The following is a 26,925-nucleotide window of genomic DNA, read 5'->3' as shown; positions in this document are numbered from 1 at the left end:
CAAACCCAGGGCCGTCCAAAACACCACATGTCCGGATCCCCTAGCCTTCGCCAAATAATGACCGGCGACGGCGCTGATTAGGCTTATCGATAGCAAGATGAGCATGTTCCGCTCCCTTCACGGCCGAGGTAAATTTTGGAGCCAGGTATCGCGCCAACCGATAGCGCGGCCGTCTCGATTACTTGGGCCGATTATCGCCCGGATACCAAAACTGGCTATGGCATTGTTCGCAAGCGTGTTCGACTTCGCCGCCGGCTTTTTCCAGCGCGTCGGCATTTTTGGCGTCTATCGCGCGAATTAAACCCAACGCGGCAACTTGGAACTCGTGGCCGCGGGTAACGAAATCGTCGCGATGTTCGGCGACCAGCGTCTTAATCGCCGACGGCGTCAATTCGGCATCGCCGCTGGAGGTCGTGGCGTTGGCGGCGGCAACCGGCCGGTTTTCGACCAATAACAAGTTGGCCGCCTCGGCGACTATCAATGCGTGCTGGCGCAAGGCCAGCCAGTCCTGGTCGGTTTGCGGCCGACGTTCCTCGGTGCCGCTGGCGGTGCTGACCGTCGAAACCGAGTTCCAAACGAAATCGATGTTCGGGTCGATCACCGAGGTCATGATGTCTTGCAGGGTCGCGACCGGAACGAATGCGGTTGGCGGCGCGCTCGGAGGTTGCCGAGCGGAATCGTCGCAAGCGCCAACGAGCAATACGAGCAGCCAGGCCCAGCCCATGGCTCTCGGGCGTTGTAACATTTTAGGTAACAATGGATGATGCATCGGAAAAATCCAAAAAAGACGCGCGCCGCTACCGGCAATTCGGAACGGCACGCGTTAGGAGCGGAGACTCAAAGAAAACCGATAAACCGGCCGGCGAAAGCCACGCCCAGCCACAAGCTCAACAACAAACCGCCCGTAGCGTTGGCGAGCAGCCGGTTGAGCGATGCCGCCGCGACGGCCTTACGGTACAGCGTCAAATAAGCCAGCAGCGCCAGCGGCAACAACACGAATTTGGCCCAGAAAAAATCGTTTTCGTAATAGCTGGTCGCGGCCGGGATGAAGATCAGCAGTCCGGAAACCACGAGCAACGCCAACCCGGTCCAGAACAATTTGCCGGTACTTTGCCGAAGTTGGGCCGGCGACAATCCAGCCAAGCCGAGTCCGAACAAGTTCAGACTAACCAGCAAGACCGACGCCAGCAGCAAAATCATCCCGGCAATATGCGCCAGTTCCATCACCGCGCAAAACAAGTGATCCAGGCCGCCGACAAACCGGCCGAAGTCGCTGGCTTGCAAGCTTTTGAACAGTTCCAGGGTAGTCATGGCTATTGGTAGCTCAAATAAGGAATCAAACGCCCGGCGATCACCACCAAGCTCCACAAGGTTAGCGAGGCCGCACCGGCAAAACGCACCGGGCTTGGCGGCACTTCGGCGTTGCCCCAGACGACGACATCGCGCCCCCAGCGCCGTTCGAACCACAGCGCGTTCAGGCCCGCCAGAGCGATGAAGCCCAGCTTGTAAAAAAACACCGGCAACACCACAATCTTCGAGGCCGTCGCGACGAACAGCAGCAGGCCGCTGACGAAGGTCACCGCGAAACCGCCCAACAGCCAAGGGCGTAACGAATGCAGCAACTGGACAACCGGCAGTTGCGGCAGAAACCAGCCAAGCAAGCGTAAATCCACGAAAAACAGCAAACCGATCGATACGGCCAGACCGATCAAATGCAGGCCTTCGATCAGCGGAAACAGGTAAACCGACTCGCGCAGCGCGGTGCCGAATTCGGAGTCGTATAACAGCTGCGAAAATTCCAATAAGGTCATGGCGGCTATTTCTTTGGGCTTTCCGGCGCGGGCGCATCGGCGGCCACCAGACCGAAGCCGCCGTTGTTTTCGGCGCAAACCCGTTCGTATTGGTCCAGGATAGGCTCCTTGAGCTTTTCGTTGCCGACGTAATTGGCCGGTTCCACTTCGAAATGCCAGCCGTTCGGTTGGTCCTTGGCGGTCCACTTGCGGGCCGGCACGGTCACCGTAAACGGCCGGGTGTAGACGGTGGGATCGGTCAGGGTCGCTTCATAGGTATAGCGGTCGCCGTCGTTGCTGAAGATATAGCGTTCGGTGATATGGCCATTTTCGCTGATAAATTCGCCTGAGCGGCCGAACAGCGCCTTGCCGTTTTGGTTGGTCACGTCCACCACCAAGGTATTGCCTTCCCAATGGCCGCGCGAATCGCCGTTCCACAATTTGATGTTGTCGGGCAGATGCGGCTTGCCGTCCAGATGAATGATGCGGGTGCCGGAATTGAATTGGAACAGCACGTAACCCGGATATTGGCCGATCTCGTATCCGTGCCAATACAGCGATTTCGGAATGCCGGCCGGCGCGCAACGGGCCAGCGGCTCTATATATTCGGGTTTGACCGGATCGTGGAAGTGAGCTTGAAAATCCTTGACCTTTTCCAGCGCCCAAGGCTGAAACGGCACCTGGCCGTCGGCCGGGTCGCTGACCCGGCTCGGCGCCCGTTCCTCGCGCGGACTCTTGGCGACCCGGTTCGGATTCGGATCGTTAAGGATGCCGCCTTGCGGATCGGTGAAATTGTTGTGGTTGGCAATGGTGTTGGACCAATGGCCTTGCACATCCGGCTGGCCGTCGGCGGTTTTCGGGCCGGTCCATTTGCCGGAGACGATTTTAGGGAAACTTCTTTCCTGTTCGATGCCGGGGCCGCCCAGTTTTAGCGCTTTAGTCGCCGTTTGCACGGGTTTCGCCGCGGTCGTATCCGACTTGGTTTCGGGCTTGCCGGCCTGATCGGCGGCGCGCGCGGTTGGCGCGGCGACGATGATCGCGCCTATCGCCAGTCCGGAAATCAGCGCCGAGCGGCGGGGATTCATCTGTTGCATAAGGTCCTCGTCTGGCGGCGGTTAGGGTTTATTCGGCTTGGGCGGATAGGCATCGTCGTAGTCCAGCGTAAAACGGTAGTCTTCGATCAACTGAAAATCCTTCTCCCGGTGTCGGTACAAAATCACCGATAGCTGCCATGGCTTGCTGAACACGTTGGGGTCTTCGACAGTCGCCCGGTATTCGATCGTATTCGGATCGAGATAAGTCCAGCGTTCGACGACATGCAGCGCGTCGCTGTGAAAATTGCCGGCCCGGTCGAGCCAGGTCTTGTCGTTGAAGTGCTTGACGTCGACCACCAGCGTGTCGCCGTCCCAACGGCCGCGCGAATCGCCCAGCCACCAGTCGTAAGGGTCTTTCGGATGGTCGGTGCCGTCGGTGTGGATGGTTCTGACCGAATGGCCGAACTGAAACACCTGAGTCAAGTCCTGCTTGCGTTGAAAGATCTGGAACGGCTCCGGGTAATAAATGCCGCGCGGCACGCCCAGCGTGTAACCTTTCAAGGCCGGATCGTTGGTGGCGCGGGCCTCGAAGTTTTGCTGCTTTTGCGTCAGCGCCTTGGGTAAATACGGCAAATAGTGGCCTTCGACGATGCCGGCGCCGGGCGGCGCATCCTTGCGGTTACTATGAGGTTCCAGGTCGTAATCGGCGGCGCTGGTGGTTTGCCAGATACCGGAGAAATCCGGCTTGCCGTTGGCCAGCCGGGGGATTTTGGCGCTAGCCGCCCCGGCGTCGCTGACCGCCATGAATAATAAAATCAGACCGCTGACCAGCATCACGCCGATGCTGAGCGAGGACGGGCCGTTGTGTGGGTTGGGCATCGATTTCACTCCTGATCGTCGGCGCTTATTGCGCTTGCGGCTTGGCCTGATTCGCTTGCGCGTCCGGCGCATCCTGAGCGCCGCCGGTTTTCACAGCGCGACCGTCGGATAACAGCGTGGTCACCGCGTAACCGAAGTCCTTGCCGTTTTTGGCGCGAAAACCTTGTATCGTCACCTCGCTGCCGACCGGCAGGCTGGCCTTGGTTATGCCTTTTTGTTTCAAGCTGAACGGCGCGCCGAATTCTAGCCCCCAGTTTTTACTGCTGCCGTCGGCTTGTTTGACGTCCAGATACAGCCAGCTATGCGGATTCACCAATTCCAGCTTGGTCACGGTGCCCTTCAATTCGATCGGCTTTTCGGCGTCGAATTCGGCGGAAAAGGCGTGGTGGGCATGGGCGACCGGTGCGGTCGCGGTCAATAAGCAGTGAGTTAAAACGGTCAAAACAATCGTTGATCTGCGGGCCATGAGGTTTCCTGCGTAGTTCGTTAGGGCGTTTGCGGACAGCGTGTCCGCGACGATCAGCGGTATCGCAATAAGCGGGCCGGAATCGGCCGAGGTATGCGCTGGAAAGTTAGGTGGAAGGCAAGCTATTGTTTTCGTTAGGAATAGCCGCTACCCGATTCGCTAGGCAGCGTTTGTCGGCCCGGATTTGGCGGGCGGTGGCTGTTGGCCGAAGGACAGCCGCGAAACACGGGCTGTTGCCGACGCAACTGTGCGTGGCCGGACGCTGTCCGGGCAATTGCCGAAATCCAAATTTTTATAGCCGGGCGTTGCCGCTATGTCATTTTTCGAAATACAAATCGAAACTTATCGTTTTTGATGGATAACAAGCGTCGTTAGAATCGAGGCACATTCAACTCGGGCAGGATTGCGGATGGCTTGGTATACACATCGATACGTGCTAGCGGGCTTGCTGGCCGGATTCGCGCCGGCGGCTTTGGCCACCAACGGTTATTTCGCGCACGGCTACGGCGCGCGCGGCAAAGCCCTGGCCGGGGCCACGACCGCGCTGGCGCAAGACGCGATCGTCGCGGCGATCAATCCGGCTGGATTGGCCTATGTCGGCGATCGTCTAGATCTGGAGTTCGAATTATTCAGCCCGCATCGCGAATACCGGGTGAACGGCGGCGGCATGCTGGCGACCGGCTCGGTGGAAAGTGACAGCGAATATTTTCCGATTCCGACCCTGGGCTGGAGTTACCGATTGGACGACAGCCAGACCGTCGGCTTGGCGATGTACGGTAACGGCGGCATGAATACCGACTACAAGCCGCTGGTCAATGGCAACGGCTTGTTTGCCGGCGCGCCCGGCACTTTCGGCGCGGGCCGCACCGGCATCGATATGGCGCAGGCCTTCATCGTCGGCACCTACGCCCGTTCGTTCGACCACGGACGTTATGCGCTCGGCATTTCGCCGATATTCGCCGCGCAGACTTTCAAGGCGCGCGGCCTGTCCACGTTCGGCGCGTTCGGTTTTTCCGCCGATCCGGATCATTTGTCCGATAACGGCCGCGATTATTCGTTCGGCGCCGGTTTCCGAATCGGCGGCTTGGCCGAATTGCTGCCCGGCTTGCGTTTGGGCGCCTCATATAAAAGCCGGGTTTTCATGAGCAAGTTCGACCGCTACGCCGGTTTATTCGCTCAGGACGGCGGTTTCGACATCCCGGACAGTTTCAACGTCGGTTTGTCTTGGGATGTGAACGCGGCGCTGACCGCCAATTTCGACGTCGAACACATTCGATATAGCGAAATCAAATCGGTCGGTAATCCCTTTCGGGGCAATTTGCTCGGTTACGCCGACGGCCGCGGTTTTGGCTGGAACGATATGACGATATACAAATTCGGCGCGCAATGGAAACCCGATCCGCTGTGGACGCTACGCGGAGGTGTCAGCTACGGCCAGCAACCTATCGAAGGCTCCGAAGTGTTGTTCAACATTCTGGCGCCGGGCGTGCAGGAATGGCATTTGACCGGTGGCTTCAGCCGCGCGCTGGGCCAGCGGGTCGAACTGAGTTTCGCGGTGATGTATTCGCCGCAAAAGACCGTCAGCGGTCCGAATCCGCTGAGCCCCGGACAATCGATCGACTTGTCGATGAGCCAGTTTTCTTTGCAGTTCGCGTGGTCGCGGCGATTTTGAGTGGCTTGTGCTCTCCTCCCTTAAAGCGCCGTCCAGGCGCTTCTTTTTATAATCTTTTCAGCGAAATCTTCCGATGACTTTTCCCGCCGCCAACCGTATCGCCAAACTGCAACCGTCCGATATCCGGCTGATGACTCGCGAATGCGAGCGAGTCGGCGGCATCAATCTCGGCCAGGGCCTGGGCGATCTGCCGGCGCCGGAGCTGGTGCGCGACGGCGCGATTCAAGCCATCCGCGCCGGACTGAATACCTATACCGCGTCCGAGGGCGTGCCGCCGCTGCGTCGGGCGATCGCGGCCAAGCTCCGCCGCGATAACGGTTTGACGGTCGATCCGGACGGCCAGATCGTGATCAGCGGCGGCACCACCGGCGCGTTCGCGGCAACGTTGACCGCATTGTTGAATCCGGGCGACGGTATCGTATTGCTGGAGCCTTACTACGGCTATCACCTGAACACGATCTTGCTGAACGACCTGGAGCCGCAATTTCTGACGCTGACTCCGCCCGATTTCGCCCTGGCCGAGGCCGCGCTGCAAGCCGTAATCAAGCCGAATACCCGCGCGATCGTGGTGTGTACGCCCAGCAATCCCAGCGGCAAACTTTTTAGCGCCGAAGAATTGGCGATCATCGCCCGCGTGGCCGACCGCCATAATCTGCTGGTGATTTCCGACGAGATTTACGAATACATCACCTACGACGGCTTGCCGCATATTTCGCCGGCCAGCATTGATGGCTTGGCCGAGCGCACCGTCAGTATCATGGGCTTTTCGAAAACCTTCAGCATTACCGGCTGGCGTCTGGGCTACGCGGTAGCCGCGCCGGAGTTGGCGCGCGCGATCAATCTGGTCAACGATTTGCTGTACGTCTGCGCGCCGTCTCCGCTGCAGTACGGCGCCGCCGCCGGCTTGCAGGCGTCGCAGGACTATTTCGCCAAACTGCGCGGCGAATATCAGCGCAAGCGCGACATTCTTTGCACCGGATTGACGGCGGCTGGCTTGACGCCGATCGTGCCGAAGGGCGCTTACTACGTGCTGGCCGACATTTCTCACTTGGGTTATCCCAGCGCTAAAGCCGCCGCGCTGGGTTTGCTGATAACTACCGGCGTCGCCGGGATTCCGGGCAGTTCGTTTTACCAGGGTCGGGAAGGCGAGAGCTTGATCCGCTTTTGTTTTGCCAAGGATGACGAGACCTTGCACGAAGCGATCGAGCGGCTTGCCGGGTTGCGTTAATGCGCGACTAGCCCTTCGAAGCAACTTCGTTTCCGGCCTTGACCTAGACCACCGGACGGACCGTCTAGCGTATTCGGCAAATCGGCCGCGAAGCAATTGAAATAGCCGGCGCCGTTTAAGCCCGTCGTTTTGCCCTCCTGACGATCAACGATCAACGCCGCCCCGGACAGCGACATCAATTAAATTTGCGATGACAGACAAAGGCCAATAAGCTGTCAGGCAAAAACAAAAAATGTTCCCTTATTCCCCGTTCGGCGAGTTTCCCCTTGAGTATTGAATTTGCCCAAGGGTGCGCAAGGTCAAGCTTCGACAAGCTTGTCTCGAATGCTTCCGAAGACTATGGCCTAAATCTAAACGCCCGCGATAACAGGACCGATTTCAAACGTTCCTACCCGCCTAGCGCCCTGGAATTGTCATGGTCAGTCCAACGGCGCCATCGCACCGTCTCACACCCAACACTTCAAATCGGTTGGCCTACCGACGAAACCGACTCGGCGTCTGCAATATGTCTGTCGCTGGTAGGCGGCGACGAAATCGGCACTTCCGAGGAAGCCAAACTTGCAAAAACCTAGTATCAAAACGAAATTAATTTTTCGTCAAGTGTTGATTAATTTATTCATTTTATTCACTACGCTGACGGCTTTTTTGCCATTATGTTATTCCGCGTCGGATTTCCTGAAAGTGGATGGCAGATATATCAGGGATAATCACGGCAAAGGTAAAAAAGTTTTTCTGTACGGCACCAATCTGGGTGGCTGGAAAATGCATGAACCCTGGATGTCGCCGTTAGCCGGCGCGGAAAATGAATGGGATGCGCGCAATATATTGGCCAGTCGTTTTGGCAAGGATGCGGTTTGGGACTTATACAACGCTTATTGGGATTCCTGGATTACCGAAATTGATTTTAATAATATCGCCAAAGCCGGCCTGAATTGTATTCGTCTGCCAATCTATGTACTTAACCATATGGACGACAAAGGCAACTGGCGGCGGGATCGTTCAGGCGCGATCGATTTATCGCGGATCGAATGGACCGTAAACAAGGCGCTGGAGCATGGGCTTTACACCATCCTCGATTTGCATGGCGCGCCGGGCTCGCAAAATGGAACCCATCATTCCGGCCGGCAAAACGGCTCTCTACTTTATTCCAGTCCTCTCTATCAAAAGCAATTGCTTGAATTTTGGAGAACCCTGGCCAAGCGTTTTAAAGGCAATGCCGCCGTCGCCGGATACGATCTGCTGAACGAGCCCTCCGAGACCTTTCCCGGCCCGATGGGCTCCGGGGTAATTCACATTTACGACCGCCTGTACCACGCTATCCGCAAGATCGATCCCGACCATATCATCATTATGGAGGCTATCTGGTGGTGGAATACGCTTCCCAATCCCCGCGAGAAACATTGGCGTAACGTTGTATATTCTCTGCATTATTACCAGTGGCAAAATAATGATGATTTCTCGGTAATGAAAAAATCGGTGGATGGTTGGATTAAGGATGCCAATATCTGGGGCGCCAAATATAACGTGCCGCATTTTATCGGCGAATTCACGCTGTTCGGCAATGCCGAATCCTGGAGTTACGGACTTAAAAAATTTACTGAATCCCGCGCCCACTGGACAACTTGGTCTTATAAGGTGTTGGGCCGTAATAACTGGGGCATGTACAATACAGTCATGCAAAACGGCAATATCGCCAATATTGATACCGATGATTTAAATACTATCAAGTACAAATGGAGTCAATGGAATACGCCGGAATTTTTTTCGCCAAACCCGATCGTTATCGACGCGATGAAAAAAGTCACCAAGGGCCGACACCTGAAGCATCCCACTAAAGCCTTTTCGACTAAATTCAAACACAGCCAACCTTCAAAACGAAAACGTATCGTCGAGAATTAAAATCTTGAGATATCAGCGTAATTCAAATCGTTTGATCGCAACTATCCACCGTGTTGAAACGCCAGCGTTGCCGGCACCACTCGAGCCACCTCAAGCAGACCGCTAAAATTGATCCATCTTCCCAGCATCGCCACCCGGTTTGCCGCCGGATCCCAGCTTTAAGCAGCAGAATCCGACCGCCAAGGCGGCAAGGTCGCGCAAGCGGGTCAATGCGATCAGGCCGGCCGCGGCTTCTGCGGGCCAGCCGTTGGTTTGAAAGGCCCACAACACGCCGGCTTCCAAGGTGCCTATGCCGCCGGGCAGCGGCAACAGAATCGCCAAACGTAGCGCGGCCAGCACGGTCAGAAACGATGCGGTATCCACAGGCAGTCCCAACAGATGCAGCAACAACCGCAGTTCCGCCAGCAGCCCGGCCCAGCCGGCTAGCGACAAGATCAAAGCCGCGCTCGCGGCTGGAATATCGAAGCCGCTACCGGCGCTGACGAAACCCTCGGGTGGTGCTGGGGCGGACGCTGGCAAACGGCAGGCATGTACCAGCTTTCGCCCGATGTGACCGAGTGCGGTCCGATGACGAGTTGCCAATGTTGCCAGCAGCGGCAAAGCGAATAACGCCGCGCCAAGCAAAACCAGACCAAGTTGCCGGTGGCCGGCGAAATCTCCGGCCGGCAATTGCAAAGCCACCAGTACCGCCGCTAACACCGCGAAGTTGATCCATAACTCGAACCCGCGATCCAAGCCCAAGGCCAACACCGCCTGAGTTGCCGGCACATCACCGCGCCGGCATAGCCAGTAAAGTTGCAGCGGCTCGCCGCCGAATTGCGGGCCGGGCGTGATAAAGCTGACGGCTTGCCCAGCCTGGCGCACGATCAGCAGCGGCCAATAGCGGATCGGCACCGCGCAGCACCGGCAAAACAGCCACCAGCGGCCGGTCGCCAATAGCGCGATCACCAGATTCAGTAGTCCCCAGAGCAAGGCTTGCGACAGTGTCACTGGGCCGAATGCCCTTGCCAGCGCGGCCAGCGGCAACTGTGTTATCACCCAAGCCAGTAGCGCCAGAGCCAACGGCCAAAGCAATCGCTTGAAGCCGGAGAATCTCGGCATCAGGCGCCGACGTAACGTTGCAACCAGGCTTCGCCCCAGCGGCTCAGGCTGTAGCGGCCGGTACCGAGCAACAGCAACCAACTGGCGGCGAACAGAATGGCAAGCCCTAGCGCAGGTTGCGCTACGCTCAACCAGCCGCCGCCGAACAACAGCAGTATCGCCAACGCGCCGAGCCGCCCGGCGCAACCGACGGCGAGTAAAATCGATGCCGACCAAGCCAGCGCGACGCTAAGGCCGGCGGCCTCGGTCCGCTCGAACCCGCCGGCCAAGGTCAATGCCAAAATCAGGCCGATGCGCAAGCCCGGCAGCGCCGTCCGGTCGGCGAGTTCGCCGATTTGCGTGTAAGTCCGTGCCGTACAGCGGCCGTTGGCGACCAGCCAGTCGGCGACGAAGCCGAACAGCACCGGCAGCATGAAGGCCGTGCTGACCTGACGGCTGAACGCCGGCTCGAGCACGGGCCACAGCGTCAGCGCCACAAAGCCCATCTGAAAGCCGGCCAGCGTCCGTCGCAGTGGATTGTCGGGCAACGGAAATGTCGGCAATCCGCGCCGAACGCGGGCTTGCAGCAGCCAGCGGTATAGGTAAAACGCCAAACTCAGCAGCAAATAACCGGTAGGCAGGCGTTGCCATTGCACGGCCAGCAGCGGCGCGATCAGCAAACCCAGTGCGTCGAAGTGAAGGTCCAATTCGGCGCCGAGTAGGCTGACCCGGCCCGAGCGCCGCGCCGCATAGCCGTCGTAACGGTCCAGCAGCGCGGCCAGCGTGTAGCACAATGCCGGCAGCCACGGATTGGCCGGCGCGGTGGGATCTGAAAACAAGCAGCCACCGGTGGCCGCGATCAATGCCCCGCGCAACAGCGTCAGGCGATTACCCCAGCCGAGGTTGCGATACAGCGGCGTGCGCGGATTTAAGCGGTTCAAGGCCAAGCGTCGCCGGGCGGTCTGCCGGATCAACCACAAACCGGCGCCGGCTTGCGCCAGCCAGACGCCGGCCGCACACCAGCCGCCGGCCACCGCCAGACCGGCGAAGCCGATTAGAAAGCCGGCGACGGCGAATAGCGATAAGCGGTTTAGTTCCCGGTTTAACTTGCGGAGTATCGGTTCTGGCGAATCGGACATGATGGTACAGGGTAATAAAACGGTGGCGACGATTCGGCGCGAAGGGCAGTGCTTTCTGACCAATGGCGACTTGTCGCCAAAAGCAAGCACGTGGCGTGCCGACTTTTGGGATGGGCATCAATGTTGCTTTGCTGCTTGCCTTGCTCTGACCTTTGTTTCGACATGACCTTATTTGCCAAATCTGATTCCTCCGCCTTGTTCGGCGCGCGCAAATCCGCGCCGGTTCTCGGCGGTTTGCCGGCCTGGGCCCTGCTGTGGTGGGTTATGGTTTTGCCCAACCGGTTGGGCGACTGGTTCGCCGGCACCTGGTTCGGCTTGCCGCTGGAGCTGGTGTTGCTGGGTTTGGCGCTTTATCCGGCCGGCGCCTGGGGCCGCAGGGTCTGCCGCTTGGCGAGCCTGGTCATCGTCGCCGCGCTATGTTTAAAACTGGCCGACATCGCGACCGATCAAGCCTTCGGCCGGCCGTTCAATCCGGTGTTGGACTACCGCTTTCCAGCGGACGGCTGGCATTGGTTGGCCGGTAGTTTGGGCAGCGTGGGCGCGGCCTCGGTCGTGGCGTTACTGTTGGCGCTGCCGGTGGGTTTACTGCTGTTCGCGCATCGCTTGCTGGCGGGCGTGCAAGGCCAATTGCGGCGCGCGCCGGGACGCGGAATCGCGTTACTGGCGGCGGGTAGCGCGCTCTGGCTGGGCATGCGGCTAGTCGGCGTCCCATTCGCCACGCAACCGCTGACCGACTTATTGGCGATTCATGGTCACTCCATTTGTCATAGTCTTGCCGACGCCGAGGATTTCCAGCGCCAGTTGGCGGACGATCCGGCTAGCGGCATTCCCGACGCCGAACTGCTTGCCAAGCTGCGTGGCAGGGACGTTCTGCTGGTGTTCGTCGAATCCTACGGCCGCACGGTGCTGGACCGCGCCGACTACGCCGAACGGATACGGCCTTTGCTGGCGCGCGGCCAGAAGCGCTTGACCGAACGCGGTTGGCACACGGCCAGCGCCTATCTGACTTCGCCAACCTACGGCGGCATCAGTTGGCTGGCGCACGGCAGCCTGCTGTCGGGACTGCGGATCGACAACCAAAGCCGTTACGACCGGCTGGTGATGAGCCGGCACGTTTCGCTGAACCGCTGGTTTCGGCGCGCGGGATGGCGGACCGTCGCGGTGCAACCGGCGCACACGATGGCTTGGCCGCAAGGCGAATACTTTGGGTACGACAAAATCTACGCAGCGCAAGACTTGGGTTATCGCGGGCCGCCGTTCAATTGGATCACGATGCCGGATCAATATACCTTGGCGGCGCTGGGGCGTTTTGAACTCGGGCCGGGCCAGCGCGTGCCGCTGATGGCCGAGATCGCGCTGATTTCCTCGCACGCGCCGTGGACGCCGCTGCCGGTGCTTGTCGATTGGCAAGCGGTCGGCGACGGCGAAATCTTCGCGCAAGCGCGACGCGGCGACGCGCCGGAAACGGTCTGGCAAAGCACGGAACGCATCCGCGACCAGTATTGTCAAGCCGTCGCGTATAGTCTGGAAACCTTGATTTCGTTTGTGCTCGAATTCGGCGACGACCGTTTGGTGTTGCTGATCGTCGGCGACCACCAGCCACTGTCCTTCGTCAGCGGCGATTCGGCCAGCCGCGACGTGCCGGCGCATTTGATCAGCCGCGATCCGGTACTGGTCGCGGCAGCGAAAGACTGGCACTGGTCGCCGGGCATTTTGCCCGATCCGGCCGCGCCGGTGGAAGGGATGGAGACACTGCGCGCGCATTGGCTGAAGTCGTTTAGCGGCGAGCGCGAATAACGTTGTTGAACAACCAGCAGATGCTGCTGGCGCACTGACTGGATTTCAGTAGAGCAGGCGGCTTTGATAGTGGTTTAGCGATACGCCCCAATCCACCCGGATGGTCGGATGTGCTTCGCTGATTCGGCCTGTGCGTGTTTTGACGGTGAACGCGCCGACGGAAAAACCGCTTAGTGCGCCACGCCGCAACCCAGTTTCCGAGCGAAGCGCTCGCCGAGCAGGTTCAATTTCGCGCACGCGGCGCTGTGGTTCGGATGACAGCAGGCAACCGGCGCCGGCAAGCCGAAGCGAGCCGCGTCGAACCAGCGGGTGTTGCTTAGCCAGACATCCTGATAATCGACGCCCAGCGATTTGTTTATGATGATCGCCTTTTGTTGATCGGCATCCATGAATACCAACCGGTTATGCGTGCCGATCTTGCCGGCAACATAGTTTTGAAAATCGCGGTTGTGGATCAATTTCGGATTACGTTGCAGCAGCGGACTTAATATGTCGTGGGCCATGTGCCAACTGTCCGAGCGGCCGGGAATCCGGCAGTTGATATCCAGGGTGCCGTTGTGGGCCATGTAAATCGAATCGGTTACCCGAAACGGGTGGGTATTGATCGTGTTGACGTGTCCGCGGGTCCGCAAGCGCAGATGAATCACACATTCGTGGCGGGCAAAATGGCGGTAGGCGCGGCGCAATGCGTCGAAATCGGTGTGTTGATCTCTGACGACGCTGATTTTCTGGTGGCCGGTAAACGCCATCAGACCATAGCCATGCGGGTTATACAGGCAGGCGGAGTGTAGCAAGTCCAAGTCGATTTTTGCGTCTTTGGGTTTATGAATAATCAGGCACATCAGGTTTTTCCGGTAAAACAAAAAAGATGGTTAGATCAATTAAATGACCTCAAATTGCCCGTAAAAAGCGGGTTCGCGGTATGCGTTTTGGGTTGTTCAACTGGCGATCGATAAACGCCTCCAATTTTTGCCGCGCCTCGCCTTCCGACGAAAAGGGTCCCTCGCGGCCTTCTCGAGTCAGAAAAAACCAAACAGTCGCGCCGGTGTCTGGATTTCTGGTCGGGAAAATGCGTTCGGTTTTAAACATGGGCGATTCTCGGCAAAACACCTGGGTTGGCGCGCTGGCGCGGATAATCCGATAAAGCAGTAAGCGTGCCGGCTCGCTGTGCTGAGTCGCCTTCAGGGTTGATGCCCGAATTCAGCGGCACCCAAGGCGCGAGCGGTTGGCGTGACGCAGGTTTCCAGCCAGGACCTGGTCGCGCCGCGCCGAGGCGCTGTCTATCCGGCAGCAGGCAAGCAGCAAGGGTTGAACCGATTGCAGCGTATCCGGTCATGTAGGCGTTGCCCGCCAAGCTTGCCGGATTCAGGCGATGGCTGGCACGAATTTCGCCAGAGCGATCCGATCAGAGCCAAAAGAGTATTTCGATAAGAACCATGATTTTGAAACAGAACGTCGATCCGGGTTGGTGTCCAAGCGGATGAGTGCGAAATTCAGTCCGACACGCAGCGCGTTAGCCGATAATCAGGCTAGGGCGGAGTGCCGTCCAAGCCATTACGCGGTCGCAACGTCCCCATGCTGATCGCCGCAGGTTTGTCCAAACACTTTCCAGGCAAGCGGGTGATCGCCAATTTCCACCAGCGTTGGCCGGCCGCCGGCAGCTATTTGATAGCCGGAGCCAACGGCGTCGGTAAATCGACGCTGTTGGCGTTGCTGGCCGGCGCGTTGGAGCCGGACGGCGGTGAGGTTTGGATAGGCGGGGCCCGTTTATCCAGCGAAGCGGCGCTGGCGAAAAGCCGGCTCAGCTATTGTCCGGCTGATTGCCCGATTTTTCCGTTTCTGGACGGGCGGGAATGGTTGGATTTTTTGCGCTCGATTCGCCCCGACTGGCGGTCGCAAACGGAGCGCCGGTTATTGGCCGAGTTTGGCTTGCACGAACATCTGCATACCCGTTTCGACCACATGTCGCTCGGTACCGCGCGCAAATTCATGCTGACCGGCACACTAGCCGCCGACGCCGCACTGCTGCTGTTGGATGAGCCCAGCAACGCGCTGGACCGTGCATCGTTAGTCGCGTTGCAGGCCGAAATACGCCGGCGATCCGAGCGATGCTTGGTACTGATGACCTGCCACGACAGCGGCCAACACCGCGATTTCGGCATCCACGCCGAACATTGCCTGACGCTATCGTGAGTGAGAACACGGGCGCCGTGTCGTTTGTCGGCGGGAGTCTCGGCCCGTTTCGTCGCCTATTGGCCTGGCGTCTGCGATTTTATGCCGAGGTCACGGTAAAACTGTTGGTCCGCCGTTGGCAAATGCTGCTGTTGACCACGCTGATACTTTCCCCCGCCTCGATGCCTCTAGCCGCGCAAATCCAAGTCCTGGCATCGCCGGTTGACCGCTTGCTGGCCGGCGCCGACGCGGCAGCGATATGGATAGGTTTTGCCGGCTTGGCCTTCGCCTGGAGTTCCTTACAAGGTTCGGCCCTGTCCGGCGCGGAACACTGGCGCTATTTATCGACCCAAACCGGCATTCGGCGTTGGGAAAGCGGCGTGGATTTAGCGGTACTGACGATCGCCGATTTGCCGCTGCTGTTGCCGTTCGCGGCGCACCAGATCGAACTGCGCATATCGCCATCCGATTTGCCATTCCAGGCCGCTCTGGCGGCGGGTTTGGCGCTACAACTCCCGCTGATGCAGCAACGCCTGTTGCGCGGTCGAAATTTGGCGGCATGGTCGATCTTCGTGCTGTCGTTGGCCACGGTGCAATCGATTGCGGCGGGCCTGCCGGCGGCGGTCGGCCTGCTGAACTTAATCGCGGGACCGCTAGCCGCCGACCGTTTCGCGGCGTTTCTATCGGCCGCGTTGCGTCCGGCCCGGCGCGAAATCGGCTGGAAGCGGCCGGCGCTGAGCAGCGAATCGGCGGCTCGGAATTTGCTGAAACTCAATTTGCGCGCCTTGCTGCAACCCGGTGTATTGCTGGCCCGCCTGCCGTTGCTGGCTTACGCCGGCGCCATCGTCTGGTTTGGCGATCATTGGCGGCCACTGGGCTTGCACGACTCGGTCGCATTGTGGCTGCTACTGGCTAGCATGGTGCCGCTGCTTTGGCAATGCGCCGGATTGATGCTGATCTTGCGCCGCGCCCGCCTGCCGATGTTGCCGGTACTCACGTCGTTGGGCATCCGGCCCCGGCAACTGCTGCTGGCGGACCTGGCGGTGGTTCAGGCTGTGTTCCTGGTTCTGGAACCGGCGGCGTTGGCGATGCTGCTCCCGATTCTCGGCCCGCGCGCCGCGATCTTGCCGATACTGGGCGCGGTCGCGCTGACCGGGTTGGCCTGCCGCTATGCAAACAGCGCCGCGCACCGGCCGCCTCTGCTGTCCAAACTGTATGCCGCCGCGATCTTCCTGGCCGGCGCCCGGCTGTGGGTGATCGGCGATTCCATCATTTGATAGTTAAACCAGCCAACCAAGAGGTTATCGTGCTTGAAATCAACATCCCCGGCTTTGCCGATCTACGTATTGCTCGTATCGTTTCCGATTACAACGGCACGCTGGCGTTGGATGGCCGGCTGCTGCCCGGAGTTGCCGATGCCTTGGTTGCCTTGGCGGCCGTCGTGAAAATCCACGTCATCACCGCCGACACCTTCGGCCTGGCCCGCGCCGAACTGGCCGACTTGCCGGTTGAGCTGACAATCGCCCCGACCGAACGACAGGCAGAAACCAAATTGGCCTTGTTGCGAACACTGGGCGCCGAATCGGTCGTCGCGTTCGGCAACGGTCGCAACGACCGGAAAATGTTAGGGGCGGCGGCAGTCGGCATCGCGTTGTTACAAAAAGAAGGCCTGGACGCGGAAACGTTGGCAAACGCCGACCTGGTCGCGCCCGGCATCCTGGACGCCCTGGATTTGTTGCGCCAACCCAAACGCTTAATCGCGAGTTTGCGTTCTTAGCTGGAATCGGCCGATCCATCCGGACCGGATAGCACCGATCGCGGGTTTTGCATTGAAGTCGAAAGCGACTTTCTTGCTGCCAAGCCAACAGCGATCGAGCAATTAATGCTGAAAACCGAGCATGTCTCCACCGATTCCTGTCGAGCGTTGAAGCCGACGATGCGCCGAAAATGGCTGCGGAAACCTGACTAGTGGGGTAGAGCGCTCATTTCGGTACAAAATCTGCTTCACGCGTGCAATGCCGCCGAGTCGGCGGCGCACCGATCAAGCCAACGGCCACTTTTGAATCATGAGTCAATACCTTATCAACGTAAACGGCGCGGCGGCGACCGTGGAATCCGCCGGGAATGTGCCGCTGCTCTGGATACTGCGCGACCAGCTCCATCTGGTCGGCACCAAGTACGGCTGCGGCGTCGGCCAATGCGGCGCCTGCACCGTGCATCTGGATGGCGTGCCCACCCGTGCTTGCATCACGCCGATTGCCGAGGTCGGCCAGCGGCGGGTCACGACCATCGAAGGCTTGAGCGCGCATGGCGACCATCCGTTGCAAATCGCTTGGCAAGAACTGGACGTCCCGCAATGCGGCTATTGCCAGGCCGGGCAAATCATGACCGCCGCTGCGTTGTTAAAGAAATCGCCCCAGCCCAGCGATAGCGAAATCGATGCGGCGCTGGATGGCAATCTATGCCGTTGCGGTACTTATTTGCGCATCCGCGCGGGCATCCATCGCGCGGCCGAATTGGCGGCACAGGGGGCGGTATGACCGTCGATACGCCGATCAATCCGGCTCGCCGGGACTTCTTGAAAACCTCCGCCGTCGCCGGCACCGGCTTGGTGTTGGGTTTTTACTTTGACGCCTCCAGCGGCGCGGGCCGGGGTGTTGCCAAGCCGGGCGCGCCCGAGGCGGCGGGCGAGTTTCGCCCCAATGCCTTTATCCGCATAGCGCCGGACGGCCGGGTGACCTTGACCAGCAAGCAGCCGGAAATCGGCCAGGGTATCAAGACCTCGTTGCCGATGGTGATTGCCGAGGAACTGGAAGTGGCTTGGCAAGACGTGAATATCGTCCAGGGTGATCTCGATCCGATCTACGGCAGCCAGAGCGCCGGCGGCTCACGCTCTACGCCGACCAATTACGAAGAATTCCATAAACTCGGCGCCACCGCCAGAACCATGTTGGTCCAGGCTGCCGCGTTGACTTGGAAATTGCCGACCGACGCCTTGGTGGCCCGCGACAGCGCGGTGCATCATTTGCCCAGCGGTAAACGTTTGTCCTACGCCAAATTGGCGCCGCTCGCCGCCAAGCTGCCGGTGCCGCCGGCCGATCAGGTCAAATTAAAGGACCCTCAGGAATTTCGCTTGCTCGGCACCCGTATCGGCGGCGTCGATAACCGGGCCATCGTCACCGGTCAGCCTTTGTTCGGCATCGACGTGCAACTGCCCGGTTTGCTCTACGCGAGCTACGTCAAATCGCTGGCGTTCGCCGGTCAGGTCGCGAGCGTCAATTTGGCCGACATCAAAAAACTGCCCGGTGTTCGCGATGCTTTCGTGATCGAAGGCACCGCCAATCTGAAGGGCTTGCTGCCCGGCGTGGCGATTATCGCCGACTCGACCTGGGCCGCGATCGACGCCGGAAAACAGTTGCAGGTGGTATGGAACGAAGGTCAGGTGGCTCAACAAAGTTGGAAAGGCTTTGCCGCACAAGCTGAGTCGTTGTATCGTCAACCGGCCGGGGAAGTGCTGCGTAACGATGGCGACGTCGAAGCCGCGTTAGCCGGCGCCGCCAAAACAGTCGAGGCGAAATATGTGTACCCGTTTATTTCGCACGCCAGCATCGAGCCGCAAAACGCCACCGCCTGGTTTAAGGACGACGGTATCGAAATCTGGGCGCCGACGCAAAATCCGGAAGCCGGGCAAAGGATCATCACCGAAGTGCTCGGTATCCCCAAGGACAAAATCACGCTGCACATTACCCGTAGCGGCGGCGGTTTCGGCCGGCGCTTAATTCCTGATTACATCATCGAAGCGGCGGCGATTGCCCAGCGCGTTAACGGCCCGGTCAAACTGACCTGGACCCGCGAGGACGATCTGCGGCACGACCAATACCGGGCCGGCGGCTTTCATTTCTTGCGCGGCGGCCTGGACGACAGCGGCAAGCTCAGCGCCTGGCACAATCATTTCGTCACCTTTTCGCACCCGGTGTTCAAAGACGGCAAGCCGGTCGTCGAACTCGGCGCCGGCGCCAATTTGTCCGGCGACGAGTTTCCAGGGCGCTGGGTGCCTAACTGCCGTATCGAACACACGGCCTTGGCATGCGGCATCCCGATGGGGCCGTGGCGGGCGCCGCGCAGCAACGTATTGGCCTGGGTGTTTCATAGCTTTATCGACGAATTGGCGCATGCCGCCGCTAAGGACCCGTTGGCGTTCCGGCTGGAGTTGCTTGGCGACAAGGGCTTTCTGCCAGGCACCGGCGAGCAGGGCATTCCTTACGACGTCAACCGGATGAAGCATGTGTTGCTCCACGTCGCCGAAAAAGCCGAGTGGGGCAGGAAACAATTTCCGCGCGGCCAAGGGCAGGGCATTGCCTTTCATTTCAGCCATCGCGGTTACATTGCCCAGGTGGCCGAAGTGACGGTGTCCAAGGACGGTAAATTGAAAGTCGACCGGGTGTTGGTGTCCACCGACATCGGCGCGCAGATTGTGAATTTGAGCGGCGCGGAGAATCAGGTGCAAGGCTCGGTGGTGGACGGCTTGGGCGCATTGATGTTTCAGGAACTGGACATCGACAAGGGTCGCATCGTGCAAAGCAATTTCGGCGATTACCCGATGATCCGCATCGCCGATGCCCCGCCCAAGATCGACGTGCATTTTCTGAAAACCGACTTTCCGGTCACCGGTCTTGGCGAACCGGCCTTGCCGCCGCTGGCGCCGGCGGTTTGCAACGCGATTTTCGCCGCCACCGGCATTCGCGTCCGCGAACTGCCGCTACGCAAAACCGATTTGAGTTGGAGTTGACGGCGGATGCCCAATAAACACCAGCATTTGATCGCGGCTTACCAGCGGCTTCGGGAACGGGGCGAGGATGCGGTTCTGGCGACGGTGGTCGAAACCTTCGGCTCCACCTATCGAAAAGCCGGGGCCAGAATGGTCATCGAGCGATCCGGCGCGATGGACGGGCTGTTGGGCGGCGGTTGTTTCGAGCGCGATCTGCTGGAACAGGCGAAATCGGTGTTCGAAACCGGAATCGCCCGGTGCGTATTCTACGACATGCGCGGATTGGGCGACGACGTGTGGGGCTTGGGCATGGGCTGCGATGGCGCGGCGCGCATCCTGTTGCAGCGCTTGGCGGCTAGCGAAAACTTTCATCCGCTCGATCGGATAGCCGAAGCGGCGCATGTCCAGTCGACCGGCGTGATGTTGACGGTGTTGACATCCGACCATCCCCAATATCCGGCCGGATACTGCCAATTTCTGACGGAACCCGACGCCGGCTGGCCGCCGCTGTTGGCGGGCGTGCCAATGCCGTTCGTGACGTCGGCACTCCAAAGCTTGTTGCAACAATCACCGAGAATTACCGAGCACCGCATCGACTCGGCAAGGGTTCAAGTGTTTTACGATGCGGTCCGGCCGCCTTGGCGCTTGTTGGTGATCGGTGGCGGCGACGATGCCGCGCCGTTGGTGCAATGCGCCAAATTATTGGGCTGGCGGGTGACGGTGGTCGATTACCGGCCGGCCTACGCCAAACCGGAGCGGTTTACAAGTGCCGACGAGGTTTGCCTGTCGCCGCCCGAGCAACTCGCCGAGCATTTGGACCTCAGCCAATTCAAGGCCCTGGTATTGATGACGCATCACATCGACTACGACAGCCGGTATCTCGCCGCGTTGCGCGGCAGCCGGATTCGCTTTATCGGCTTGTTGGGACCGGCGCGGCGGCGCGACCGGCTGTTGCGGCACTTGGGCGAAGATGCCGAACATCTGGCCTATCGCGTGTTCGGGCCGGTCGGTTTGGATATCGGCGCCGAAACGCCGGCCGAAATCGCGGTATCGATCATGGCCGGGATACACGCGGAATTGACCGGCCGCCGGGGACAAGCCTTGACGCTGAAATCCGGTAAAGTCGGTTCGCCGCCGATAACCGATAGCATGGTGCATTGATTTTACGGGCACCCTGGGGCATGGCCGGTCGCGGGCGAATCAAGCCGCCGACCATCGCCGGGGGCGTCTGTTGGAAACGGTTCGAGCGTGGACCGGATACGAATTTTAGGAAACGAACTTTCCGGCGGCCGCGCCGCCGGAAAGCGCAGGGGAAAAAACATGACACTATTGGCTTTCGACGAACAACAACGCGCCAAGACCAGCGCGGTGCGCGCTACCGCGATGGTTTTCGAGGACCCATCGTCCCGCCACTTGTTGGAGCATATCGAACGCATCGCGCCCAGCGACGCGACGGTATTGATCATAGGCGAGACCGGCACCGGAAAGGAGCTGGTGGCCCGGCACATACATGCGCTAAGCAAGCGCGCGCAAGGACCGTTCGGCGCCTTGAACTGCGCCGCGTTGAGCGAGAATTTGATCGAAAGCGAATTGTTCGGTTACGAGAAAGGCGCGTTTACCGGGGCATTCGCAACCAAAACCGGCTGGTTCGAAACCGCCAATCGCGGCAGTCTGTTCCTCGACGAAGTCGGCGACTTGCCCTTATCGTTGCAAGCCAAGCTGTTGCGGGTGCTACAGGAGCGGGAAGTCGTCAAGGTCGGCGCCCGCCAGGCGTCGCCGGTGGACGTTCGCGTAATCGCGGCCACCAACGTCAATCTGGAGGACGCCGTGGCAGCCTCGCATTTTCGCGCCGATCTGTATTACCGGTTTAACGTCGCGGCCATCCAATTATTGCCGTTGCGCGAGCGGCCCGGCGACATTCTGCCGCTCGCCAGACATTTTCTGAAAGTCTACAGCGAGCGTCTGGGATACAACGAAATCAAACTGTCGCCGGCCACCGAACTGACCCTGTTGAATTACGATTGGCCCGGCAATATTCGCGAGCTGGAAAACGCCGTGCATCGGGCCTTGTTGGTTTGTCCCGGCAATCGCCTGCGGCCCGAGGATTTCAAGCTGTCCGGGATCAGAATCCCGCAGTCCGGGCCGGCGGTCTCCACCAGTTCGCTGGAAACCGCGCTGCAACGCTTGTGCGAGCAAGCGCCGCCGAAGTTGTTCGACATCATTGAGGAAACCGTGATCCGCACCGCCTTCGAGTTTTGCGAGGAAAACCAGGTGCAGGCCGCCCGCCTGCTGGACATCAGCCGCAACGTCTTGCGCCACAAACTGGGCATCTACGGCATGCTACCGAGCGGAACCCGTAAATTGTCGGCCCCCTACCCGCAGGCTCGGGAGTGAGCGTTAGGCATTGGTGCAAAGTGCTCGCCGGGCAACACGGTCCGAAATTCAAACGCATGTGATTAAAGCGCTGCCTGACCGGCACCACTGCGGGCGGCAAAACCCTGTCCTACCAAGTCGACGCCGCCGGCAACAAAACCGGCTCGACCAACAGCCTAGGCTACGACGGCGCCGGCCGCTTGAGCCAAACCAATCTGGCCGGCGTCCTGACCTACCTGATCCACGACGGCAGCGAGCTGATCGCCGAATACAACAGCGCCGGCAGCTTGCTCAGACGTTACGTGCACGGCCCCGGTGTCGATGAGCCCTTGGTCTGGTACGAAGGCAGCGGCACCGCCAACATAACCTGGCTGTACAGCGACCACCAAGGCAGCATCGTTGCCGCGGCCAACAGTACCGGCAACGCCGTCGCGATCTACAGTTACGGCCCCTTCGGCGAACCCAACGCCACCTCCGGCGTCCGCTTCCGCTACACCGGCCAACAGCTGCTCGGCCCGCTCAACCTGTATTACTACAAAGCCCGGATGTACTCGCCGGTCATCGGCCGGTTCTTGCAGACCGACCCGATTGGCTATCAGGATGGCTTGAATCTGTATGCGTATGTGGGGAATAATCCGTTTAATCGAATCGATCCTAGTGGAGAAGCCGCCAATTTAATTGCAGCAGCTGGAGGGGCTGTTATTGGGGGTATTGCGGGAGCCGGTACGGCTTATATTAAGTCTGACGGTGATTGGGATGCCACAATTAAAGGTGGGGTTATCGGCGCCGGATTTGGTGCACTTACCGGAGCAACGTTTGGTGCAAATTTGGCTGGCTCTCCATTGGCTGGTGCCGGGATGGGGGCTGTAATTGGAGGAGCCGGAAATGCCGCTGGCCAGTTTTTTGGCAACAAAGGAACGATTAATTTATCAGAGGTCGCAGTTTATAGCGCTATTAGCGCTGTCCCTGGCGCAGTTCAAAATGCCTTGATAACTGATGCTGTTGTTTCAGGAATTGGGCAAAACACAGTAAACACTTTAGGAGGCTTAGGGTTAGTTAGTCAGTTGAAAATAGCAGGTGAGGCAGCCGGTCAAGGCATATCATCAGCTATTCCTGCTTATAATGTAAATTTAGGCGGGGCTTACAATCAAGTTCAGCAATTTATTGATTCGACAAAGAATTCATTTTCTACGCCAATCAAAAGCTACAAATAGCATTTAAGATTGTAATATTATCCTGCAGTGCTTATTAATAGCGCTCAGGGTAATTTCCAAACTGCTAGGCATGCCAGACTCAATGGGTTAAAAAATATGAACCACGATCAGAAATCCACAAAAATAAAAGTTTTGATGTATTTCCAGGTATTCATACTGATTCTGGTCATCAATCCATGGTCTCTTATTGTTCGTAATATTGCCTTTATATTGGCGGCAATAGAAATCGCTATGGTTGTATTAGTTTTTTTTCCTGTTTTAATTTATCAATTGTTCATAAAAAAGGTTGGGTTAAAAAGAGGTATGGAACTTGCCATAGAGTCTTTATTTAATATATTGTCAATTTTTAATGCTGTACCATTTTAAACTTGATCCTGAATCCGTACTTCATTGGTAAAAATTAAGCCTAAGAACATGAAACATAGTTTAAATCCTGGGTTTCAACCCGCGTAAGGCGGAACGCATCGTGGTTCCGCCATATAGCCCGGTAGGGTACGCACCGCGTACCATTTTTAAAGCGTTCCAGATGGAGAAAACATCAAAAGGTACGCACCGCGTACCATTTTTAAGGCCGATCGGGTCGGGATGACTGGATTGCGCCCGTCACCTCTCCCACACCACAGGACATGCGGTTTTCCGCATCCGGCGGTTGAACCCGGCGACTTCTTATAACGTCGCAAAATCAGATGGCAGCCGCAAGGCCGTAAGTCGCAATCGGTAGGGTGCCAATAGGCTAAGCAGTATTGCGCCGCATGTTTACCGAAGCGGTGGGCTATGCGATCCGAACAACCTTATTACACCGCTCTGACTTCAAGGTGAATGCCGCTTTGGGTTTGAAGCTGAGAGATAACAGCAAAGAGATTTCTGGCTTGCGGATTGCCTTTCTGGCTAAACATGCGCATCAGGCTTTTGGGCGGAGTATTGGTGACCTCGCCAAGTCGCTCAAAGCCAATCGTTGCGTTGATATAGTCTCGTAAAACCGCCTTGCCGGTATCCACATCTCCGGACAAAAAGCATTCAATCCCTTCTCGTAATAATGCGTCGCGAAATTCCGTATCTTGCCCGATACGCGCTATCACAGTATCTTTGAAATTGCGGGTTAAAGTCATTTGTCACCTCTATGGCGTTTCCGCTGTTTGTAATCAGCCCATCTGGATTGTGCATTCTCGATGTCTTGTTGTTGCCGTTTCTTTGTGCCGCCAGCCAGCAGGATCACCAGTCGCTCGCCGTCTTTGCCGAAATAAATTCTGTACCCTGGTCCAGAATCGATGCGAAATTCTGATACGCCGGCACCGACACCTTTTGCATTCGAAAAATTCCCCTGTTCCAGCCGAATAATCGTGGTTGCTATCTTGGCGGCAACAGACGCATCAAGATCATTAAACCAATCCGCGAAAGGGCTGCGGCCATTGGTATCCGTATATTCATGAATCTGAATCATGCCTAATGGTAACCTATGAGTTACTGTTATTCAATGAATATATTCCACCAACAAATACGTCACACAAACTCGGCGACCGACTTTGAACAGGTGGCTTACGACGCCAACAGCAACGTCACCAGCCTGCGCAAACGCAGCGGTCAAGTCGTCAACCTGGGCTATGACAATCTCAACCGCCTACTGAGCCGCAGCTATCCGACCTCGGCCGACAATATCGGCTTCAGCTATGATCTGCTTGGACGGCGCACCGCCGCCAACAAAACCGGCTGGCCGGTCAGCTACAGCTGGGACAACGCCGGTCGTCTGACCGACACCACCGCGGGCGGCAAAACCCTGTCCTACCAAGTCGACGCCGCCGGCAACCGTACCCGCACCACCTGGCCGGAAACCACCCCGTTCTACGTCACCACGACCTACGACGCCCTGAACCGGCCAACCGATATATTTGAGAACGGCACCGTCAGTCTGGCCAACTACCACTACGACGACCTGTCGCGGCGCACCACCGTCACGCTGGGTAACGTACCAACGCGGCAAAGTGCGCCAAATAGGATGCTGAAACCCTATTGCACCTTAGGTTTTAACCGATCGCGGCCGGCAATCGCATGTACTAACCGTTATGCCACCATCTTCTAAATCCCAAAGACCACTTACGACTTTTGGGATTCGGTTCAACCGCGAATACCCTTTTTAGGCGTCGTCCCATGGCTTTTCTCGTGTCCAGCGGTATCACGGCGGCCGTGCACGATGGCAAGAATCAGCACGCGATTCGATTCCAAACGGTACAGAACGCGATAGCTCTGCACAATAATTTCTCGTATCGATTTATCGTCAGCTTCTGGAATCTACCTACCGCTTTCCGGAAAGGCCTTCAGTCGTCGCGTGGCAAGCACGATCTTTTGGCCGAAGCGTCGGGCATAAAAAGGCGAGTCGCGACTAATGTAACGGACTAAAACGTCAAGATCGTCTCGAGCCAGATCAGACCATTCAACTCGCATCATGTAGATAGCATTTTTCCATGTCTTCCTGCGATGTGACCTTAACCTCCGCTGCTGCTTGTAACGATTGCTCAAGCTTCTGCCGCACATAGATGGCATACTTGGCATCGTCAAAGGTAGCTGCTCGGTCAGGCGGTCGGCAATATCGTGGACAATTTGTTTAACAGTTTGCATAGTGAGTTGTCATGATGAGTCTGACTGGGTCTCGGTGATCCGCACGTAAGCTGGCATTTAGAAATTCTACCGGATGCCGTCGTTGTCGAGAAACTGGTCTCGCTGGACTTCACCGCCAAACCGCTGGATAAAATGGCGGTGGCCACGGTCGGCCAGCGCTGATTCGGCGATCAACTGCTGAGCGACACCGTGATCGTCTAACAAGGCCTGTACGGCGAAGTGTTCGTCAAATTGCCGGACGGCAGCCTGCTTAGATCGATTGGGCGGGTTTAACGGCAGGTTGATGCTTATTTCGCCGGCGTCGAAGTCGCCGGGCCGATGCCGACGATTTGCAAGACGGTGTCTTCGTCCTTGGCGCCATCGTAATGGACTTCCTTGCCGTAGTGGGTCACGAAGCTGCCGGCCGGCACCGGTTTTAATTGGTCCGGCTGGTAATCGCCGCCGGTGCCGACCCACCAGGTACCGGAGATGACGGTAATGAAGCGATCGTTGGGATGCGAATGCGGCTGGCTGTTGTGGTGGGCTTTCCATTTGGTCAACACCACGTACAGTCCCGGTTTGGCCGGATCGCCGACCAACACCGCAGTTTCCGAGCCGCCGGGGTTGGCGACCCAGTCGATTTGATCCGGTAATTTGATCGAGATGGCTTTGGGATCGAGTTCGCCGGCGTTCGCTGGGCCGGCGAACCAAAGCCCGGCGACCAGCAGCCAACCTACTCGGCAACGCGAATGATTTAACGACGGCATGCGCTTCTCCTTAGAATTGATGAATACAAATGGGCGGCGTGGGCTTTGGGGTGCC

Annotated in this window: 27 protein-coding genes and 1 pseudogene; 14 read left to right on the top strand and 14 right to left on the bottom strand. The window is 58.3% G+C overall.

Annotated elements, in window-relative coordinates; genetic code table 11:
* Positions 1–178: 178 nt before the first annotated feature.
* From A1355_RS13915 to A1355_RS13890, 6 genes are all read right to left on the bottom strand, one after another.
* Entirely contained in the window at positions 179–769 is a 591-nt protein-coding gene (locus tag A1355_RS13915; RefSeq protein ID WP_157197887.1) for a cytochrome c, read from the bottom strand.
* 68 nt (positions 770–837) lie between these two features.
* Complete coding sequence (locus A1355_RS13910) at positions 838–1,311, bottom strand: DUF6644 family protein (RefSeq protein ID WP_064029129.1); 474 nt, start codon at positions 1,309–1,311, stop codon at positions 838–840.
* 2 nt (positions 1,312–1,313) lie between these two features.
* The gene (locus tag A1355_RS13905) at positions 1,314–1,811 is read right to left on the bottom strand and encodes a DUF6644 family protein (protein WP_064029127.1); all 498 of its coding nucleotides are present in this window, start codon (positions 1,809–1,811) and stop codon (positions 1,314–1,316) included.
* Positions 1,812–1,816: 5 nt separating this feature from the next.
* Positions 1,817–2,884, bottom strand: coding sequence for a hypothetical protein (locus A1355_RS13900; RefSeq protein WP_064029125.1), 1,068 nt, complete (start codon positions 2,882–2,884; stop codon positions 1,817–1,819).
* 21 nt (positions 2,885–2,905) lie between these two features.
* On the bottom strand, positions 2,906–3,703 hold the full coding sequence (locus A1355_RS13895; protein WP_064029123.1) for a hypothetical protein: 798 nt from the start codon (positions 3,701–3,703) through the stop codon (positions 2,906–2,908).
* Between the two features lie 25 nt (positions 3,704–3,728).
* The gene (locus A1355_RS13890; RefSeq protein WP_064029121.1) at positions 3,729–4,169 is read right to left on the bottom strand and encodes a DUF6152 family protein; all 441 of its coding nucleotides are present in this window, start codon (positions 4,167–4,169) and stop codon (positions 3,729–3,731) included.
* 409 nt (positions 4,170–4,578) lie between these two features.
* Between A1355_RS13890 and A1355_RS13885 the strand changes: the two genes are divergently transcribed.
* The 3 genes from A1355_RS13885 (at position 4,579) to A1355_RS13870 (ending at position 8,968) form a co-directional block, all read left to right on the top strand.
* Positions 4,579–5,841: an OmpP1/FadL family transporter gene (locus tag A1355_RS13885; protein ID WP_064029119.1), complete on the top strand. Its 1,263-nt coding sequence runs from the start codon at positions 4,579–4,581 to the stop codon at positions 5,839–5,841.
* A 73-nt stretch (positions 5,842–5,914) separates the two neighbouring features.
* Entirely contained in the window at positions 5,915–7,069 is a 1,155-nt protein-coding gene (locus A1355_RS13880; RefSeq protein WP_064029117.1) for a pyridoxal phosphate-dependent aminotransferase, read from the top strand.
* A gap of 558 nt (positions 7,070–7,627) precedes the next feature.
* Positions 7,628–8,968, top strand: coding sequence for a glycoside hydrolase family 5 protein (locus A1355_RS13870; RefSeq protein ID WP_064029113.1), 1,341 nt, complete (start codon positions 7,628–7,630; stop codon positions 8,966–8,968).
* 102 nt (positions 8,969–9,070) lie between these two features.
* Here the strand turns inward: A1355_RS13870 and A1355_RS13865 are convergent, their stop codons facing one another.
* A complete protein-coding gene (locus A1355_RS13865; protein WP_064029111.1) occupies positions 9,071–10,069 on the bottom strand; it encodes a lysylphosphatidylglycerol synthase domain-containing protein in 999 nt (332 codons plus the stop codon).
* Positions 10,069–11,187, bottom strand: a complete 1,119-nt coding sequence (locus A1355_RS13860; protein ID WP_064029108.1) for a CDP-alcohol phosphatidyltransferase family protein — start codon at positions 11,185–11,187, stop codon at positions 10,069–10,071. Before A1355_RS13860 ends, A1355_RS13865 begins: the two co-directional genes overlap by 1 nt.
* Before the next feature lie 162 nt (positions 11,188–11,349).
* Between A1355_RS13860 and A1355_RS13855 the strand changes: the two genes are divergently transcribed.
* Entirely contained in the window at positions 11,350–12,984 is a 1,635-nt protein-coding gene (locus tag A1355_RS13855) for a sulfatase-like hydrolase/transferase (RefSeq protein ID WP_064029106.1), read from the top strand.
* A 170-nt stretch (positions 12,985–13,154) separates the two neighbouring features.
* Here A1355_RS13855 and A1355_RS13850 read toward each other — a convergent pair whose 3' ends face one another.
* Both A1355_RS13850 and A1355_RS13845 read right to left on the bottom strand, forming a co-directional pair.
* Positions 13,155–13,826, bottom strand: a complete 672-nt coding sequence (locus A1355_RS13850) for a class II glutamine amidotransferase (protein ID WP_157197886.1) — start codon at positions 13,824–13,826, stop codon at positions 13,155–13,157.
* 49 nt (positions 13,827–13,875) lie between these two features.
* Positions 13,876–14,073, bottom strand: coding sequence for a DUF6316 family protein (locus A1355_RS13845; RefSeq protein WP_064029101.1), 198 nt, complete (start codon positions 14,071–14,073; stop codon positions 13,876–13,878).
* Between the two features lie 486 nt (positions 14,074–14,559).
* Between A1355_RS13845 and A1355_RS13840 the strand changes: the two genes are divergently transcribed.
* From A1355_RS13840 to A1355_RS13800, 9 genes are all read left to right on the top strand, one after another.
* Positions 14,560–15,177, top strand: coding sequence for an ATP-binding cassette domain-containing protein (locus tag A1355_RS13840; protein ID WP_064029098.1), 618 nt, complete (start codon positions 14,560–14,562; stop codon positions 15,175–15,177).
* Positions 15,174–16,433, top strand: a complete 1,260-nt coding sequence (locus A1355_RS13835; protein WP_064029096.1) for a hypothetical protein — start codon at positions 15,174–15,176, stop codon at positions 16,431–16,433. Before A1355_RS13840 ends, A1355_RS13835 begins: the two co-directional genes overlap by 4 nt.
* 29 nt (positions 16,434–16,462) lie before the next feature.
* On the top strand, positions 16,463–16,933 hold the full coding sequence (locus A1355_RS13830) for an HAD family hydrolase (RefSeq protein WP_064029174.1): 471 nt from the start codon (positions 16,463–16,465) through the stop codon (positions 16,931–16,933).
* 289 nt (positions 16,934–17,222) lie between these two features.
* Complete coding sequence (locus tag A1355_RS13825) at positions 17,223–17,696, top strand: (2Fe-2S)-binding protein (RefSeq protein WP_064029094.1); 474 nt, start codon at positions 17,223–17,225, stop codon at positions 17,694–17,696.
* Entirely contained in the window at positions 17,693–19,945 is a 2,253-nt protein-coding gene (locus A1355_RS13820) for a xanthine dehydrogenase family protein molybdopterin-binding subunit (RefSeq protein WP_064029092.1), read from the top strand. Before A1355_RS13825 ends, A1355_RS13820 begins: the two co-directional genes overlap by 4 nt.
* A gap of 6 nt (positions 19,946–19,951) precedes the next feature.
* Positions 19,952–21,085, top strand: coding sequence for an XdhC family protein (locus tag A1355_RS13815; RefSeq protein ID WP_064029090.1), 1,134 nt, complete (start codon positions 19,952–19,954; stop codon positions 21,083–21,085).
* Positions 21,086–21,244: 159 nt separating this feature from the next.
* Positions 21,245–22,318: a sigma-54 interaction domain-containing protein gene (locus A1355_RS13810; RefSeq protein WP_064029172.1), complete on the top strand. Its 1,074-nt coding sequence runs from the start codon at positions 21,245–21,247 to the stop codon at positions 22,316–22,318.
* 179 nt (positions 22,319–22,497) lie between these two features.
* Positions 22,498–23,511, top strand: a complete 1,014-nt coding sequence (locus tag A1355_RS25740) for an RHS repeat-associated core domain-containing protein (protein ID WP_064029088.1) — start codon at positions 22,498–22,500, stop codon at positions 23,509–23,511.
* Between the two features lie 96 nt (positions 23,512–23,607).
* Positions 23,608–23,877, top strand: a complete 270-nt coding sequence (locus A1355_RS13800; protein ID WP_157197885.1) for a hypothetical protein — start codon at positions 23,608–23,610, stop codon at positions 23,875–23,877.
* Between the two features lie 428 nt (positions 23,878–24,305).
* Here A1355_RS13800 and A1355_RS13795 read toward each other — a convergent pair whose 3' ends face one another.
* Both A1355_RS13795 and A1355_RS13790 read right to left on the bottom strand, forming a co-directional pair.
* Positions 24,306–24,620, bottom strand: coding sequence for a hypothetical protein (locus A1355_RS13795; protein ID WP_064029083.1), 315 nt, complete (start codon positions 24,618–24,620; stop codon positions 24,306–24,308).
* On the bottom strand, positions 24,617–24,952 hold the full coding sequence (locus A1355_RS13790; protein ID WP_197471810.1) for a type II toxin-antitoxin system RelE/ParE family toxin: 336 nt from the start codon (positions 24,950–24,952) through the stop codon (positions 24,617–24,619). The genes A1355_RS13795 and A1355_RS13790 overlap by 4 nt, the downstream gene beginning before the upstream one ends.
* A gap of 33 nt (positions 24,953–24,985) precedes the next feature.
* Here A1355_RS13790 and A1355_RS13785 point away from each other — a divergent pair, with 33 nt between their 5' ends.
* Entirely contained in the window at positions 24,986–25,588 is a 603-nt protein-coding gene (locus tag A1355_RS13785) for an RHS repeat protein (RefSeq protein ID WP_064029081.1), read from the top strand.
* 35 nt (positions 25,589–25,623) lie between these two features.
* On the opposite strand, the pseudogene A1355_RS26620 reads toward A1355_RS13785, so the two are convergent.
* Positions 25,624–25,950, bottom strand: a pseudogene (locus tag A1355_RS26620) (type II toxin-antitoxin system RelE/ParE family toxin).
* 461 nt (positions 25,951–26,411) lie between these two features.
* A complete protein-coding gene (locus tag A1355_RS13775) occupies positions 26,412–26,870 on the bottom strand; it encodes a cupin domain-containing protein (protein WP_064029077.1) in 459 nt (152 codons plus the stop codon).
* Positions 26,871–26,925 lie beyond the last annotated feature (55 nt).

Source organism: Methylomonas koyamae, assembly GCF_001644025.1.
Classification (GTDB): Bacteria; Pseudomonadota; Gammaproteobacteria; order Methylococcales; family Methylomonadaceae; genus Methylomonas; species Methylomonas koyamae_A.
Note: the sequence above shows the minus strand (reverse complement) of the source record. Positions and strands in the feature narration are given on the sequence as shown.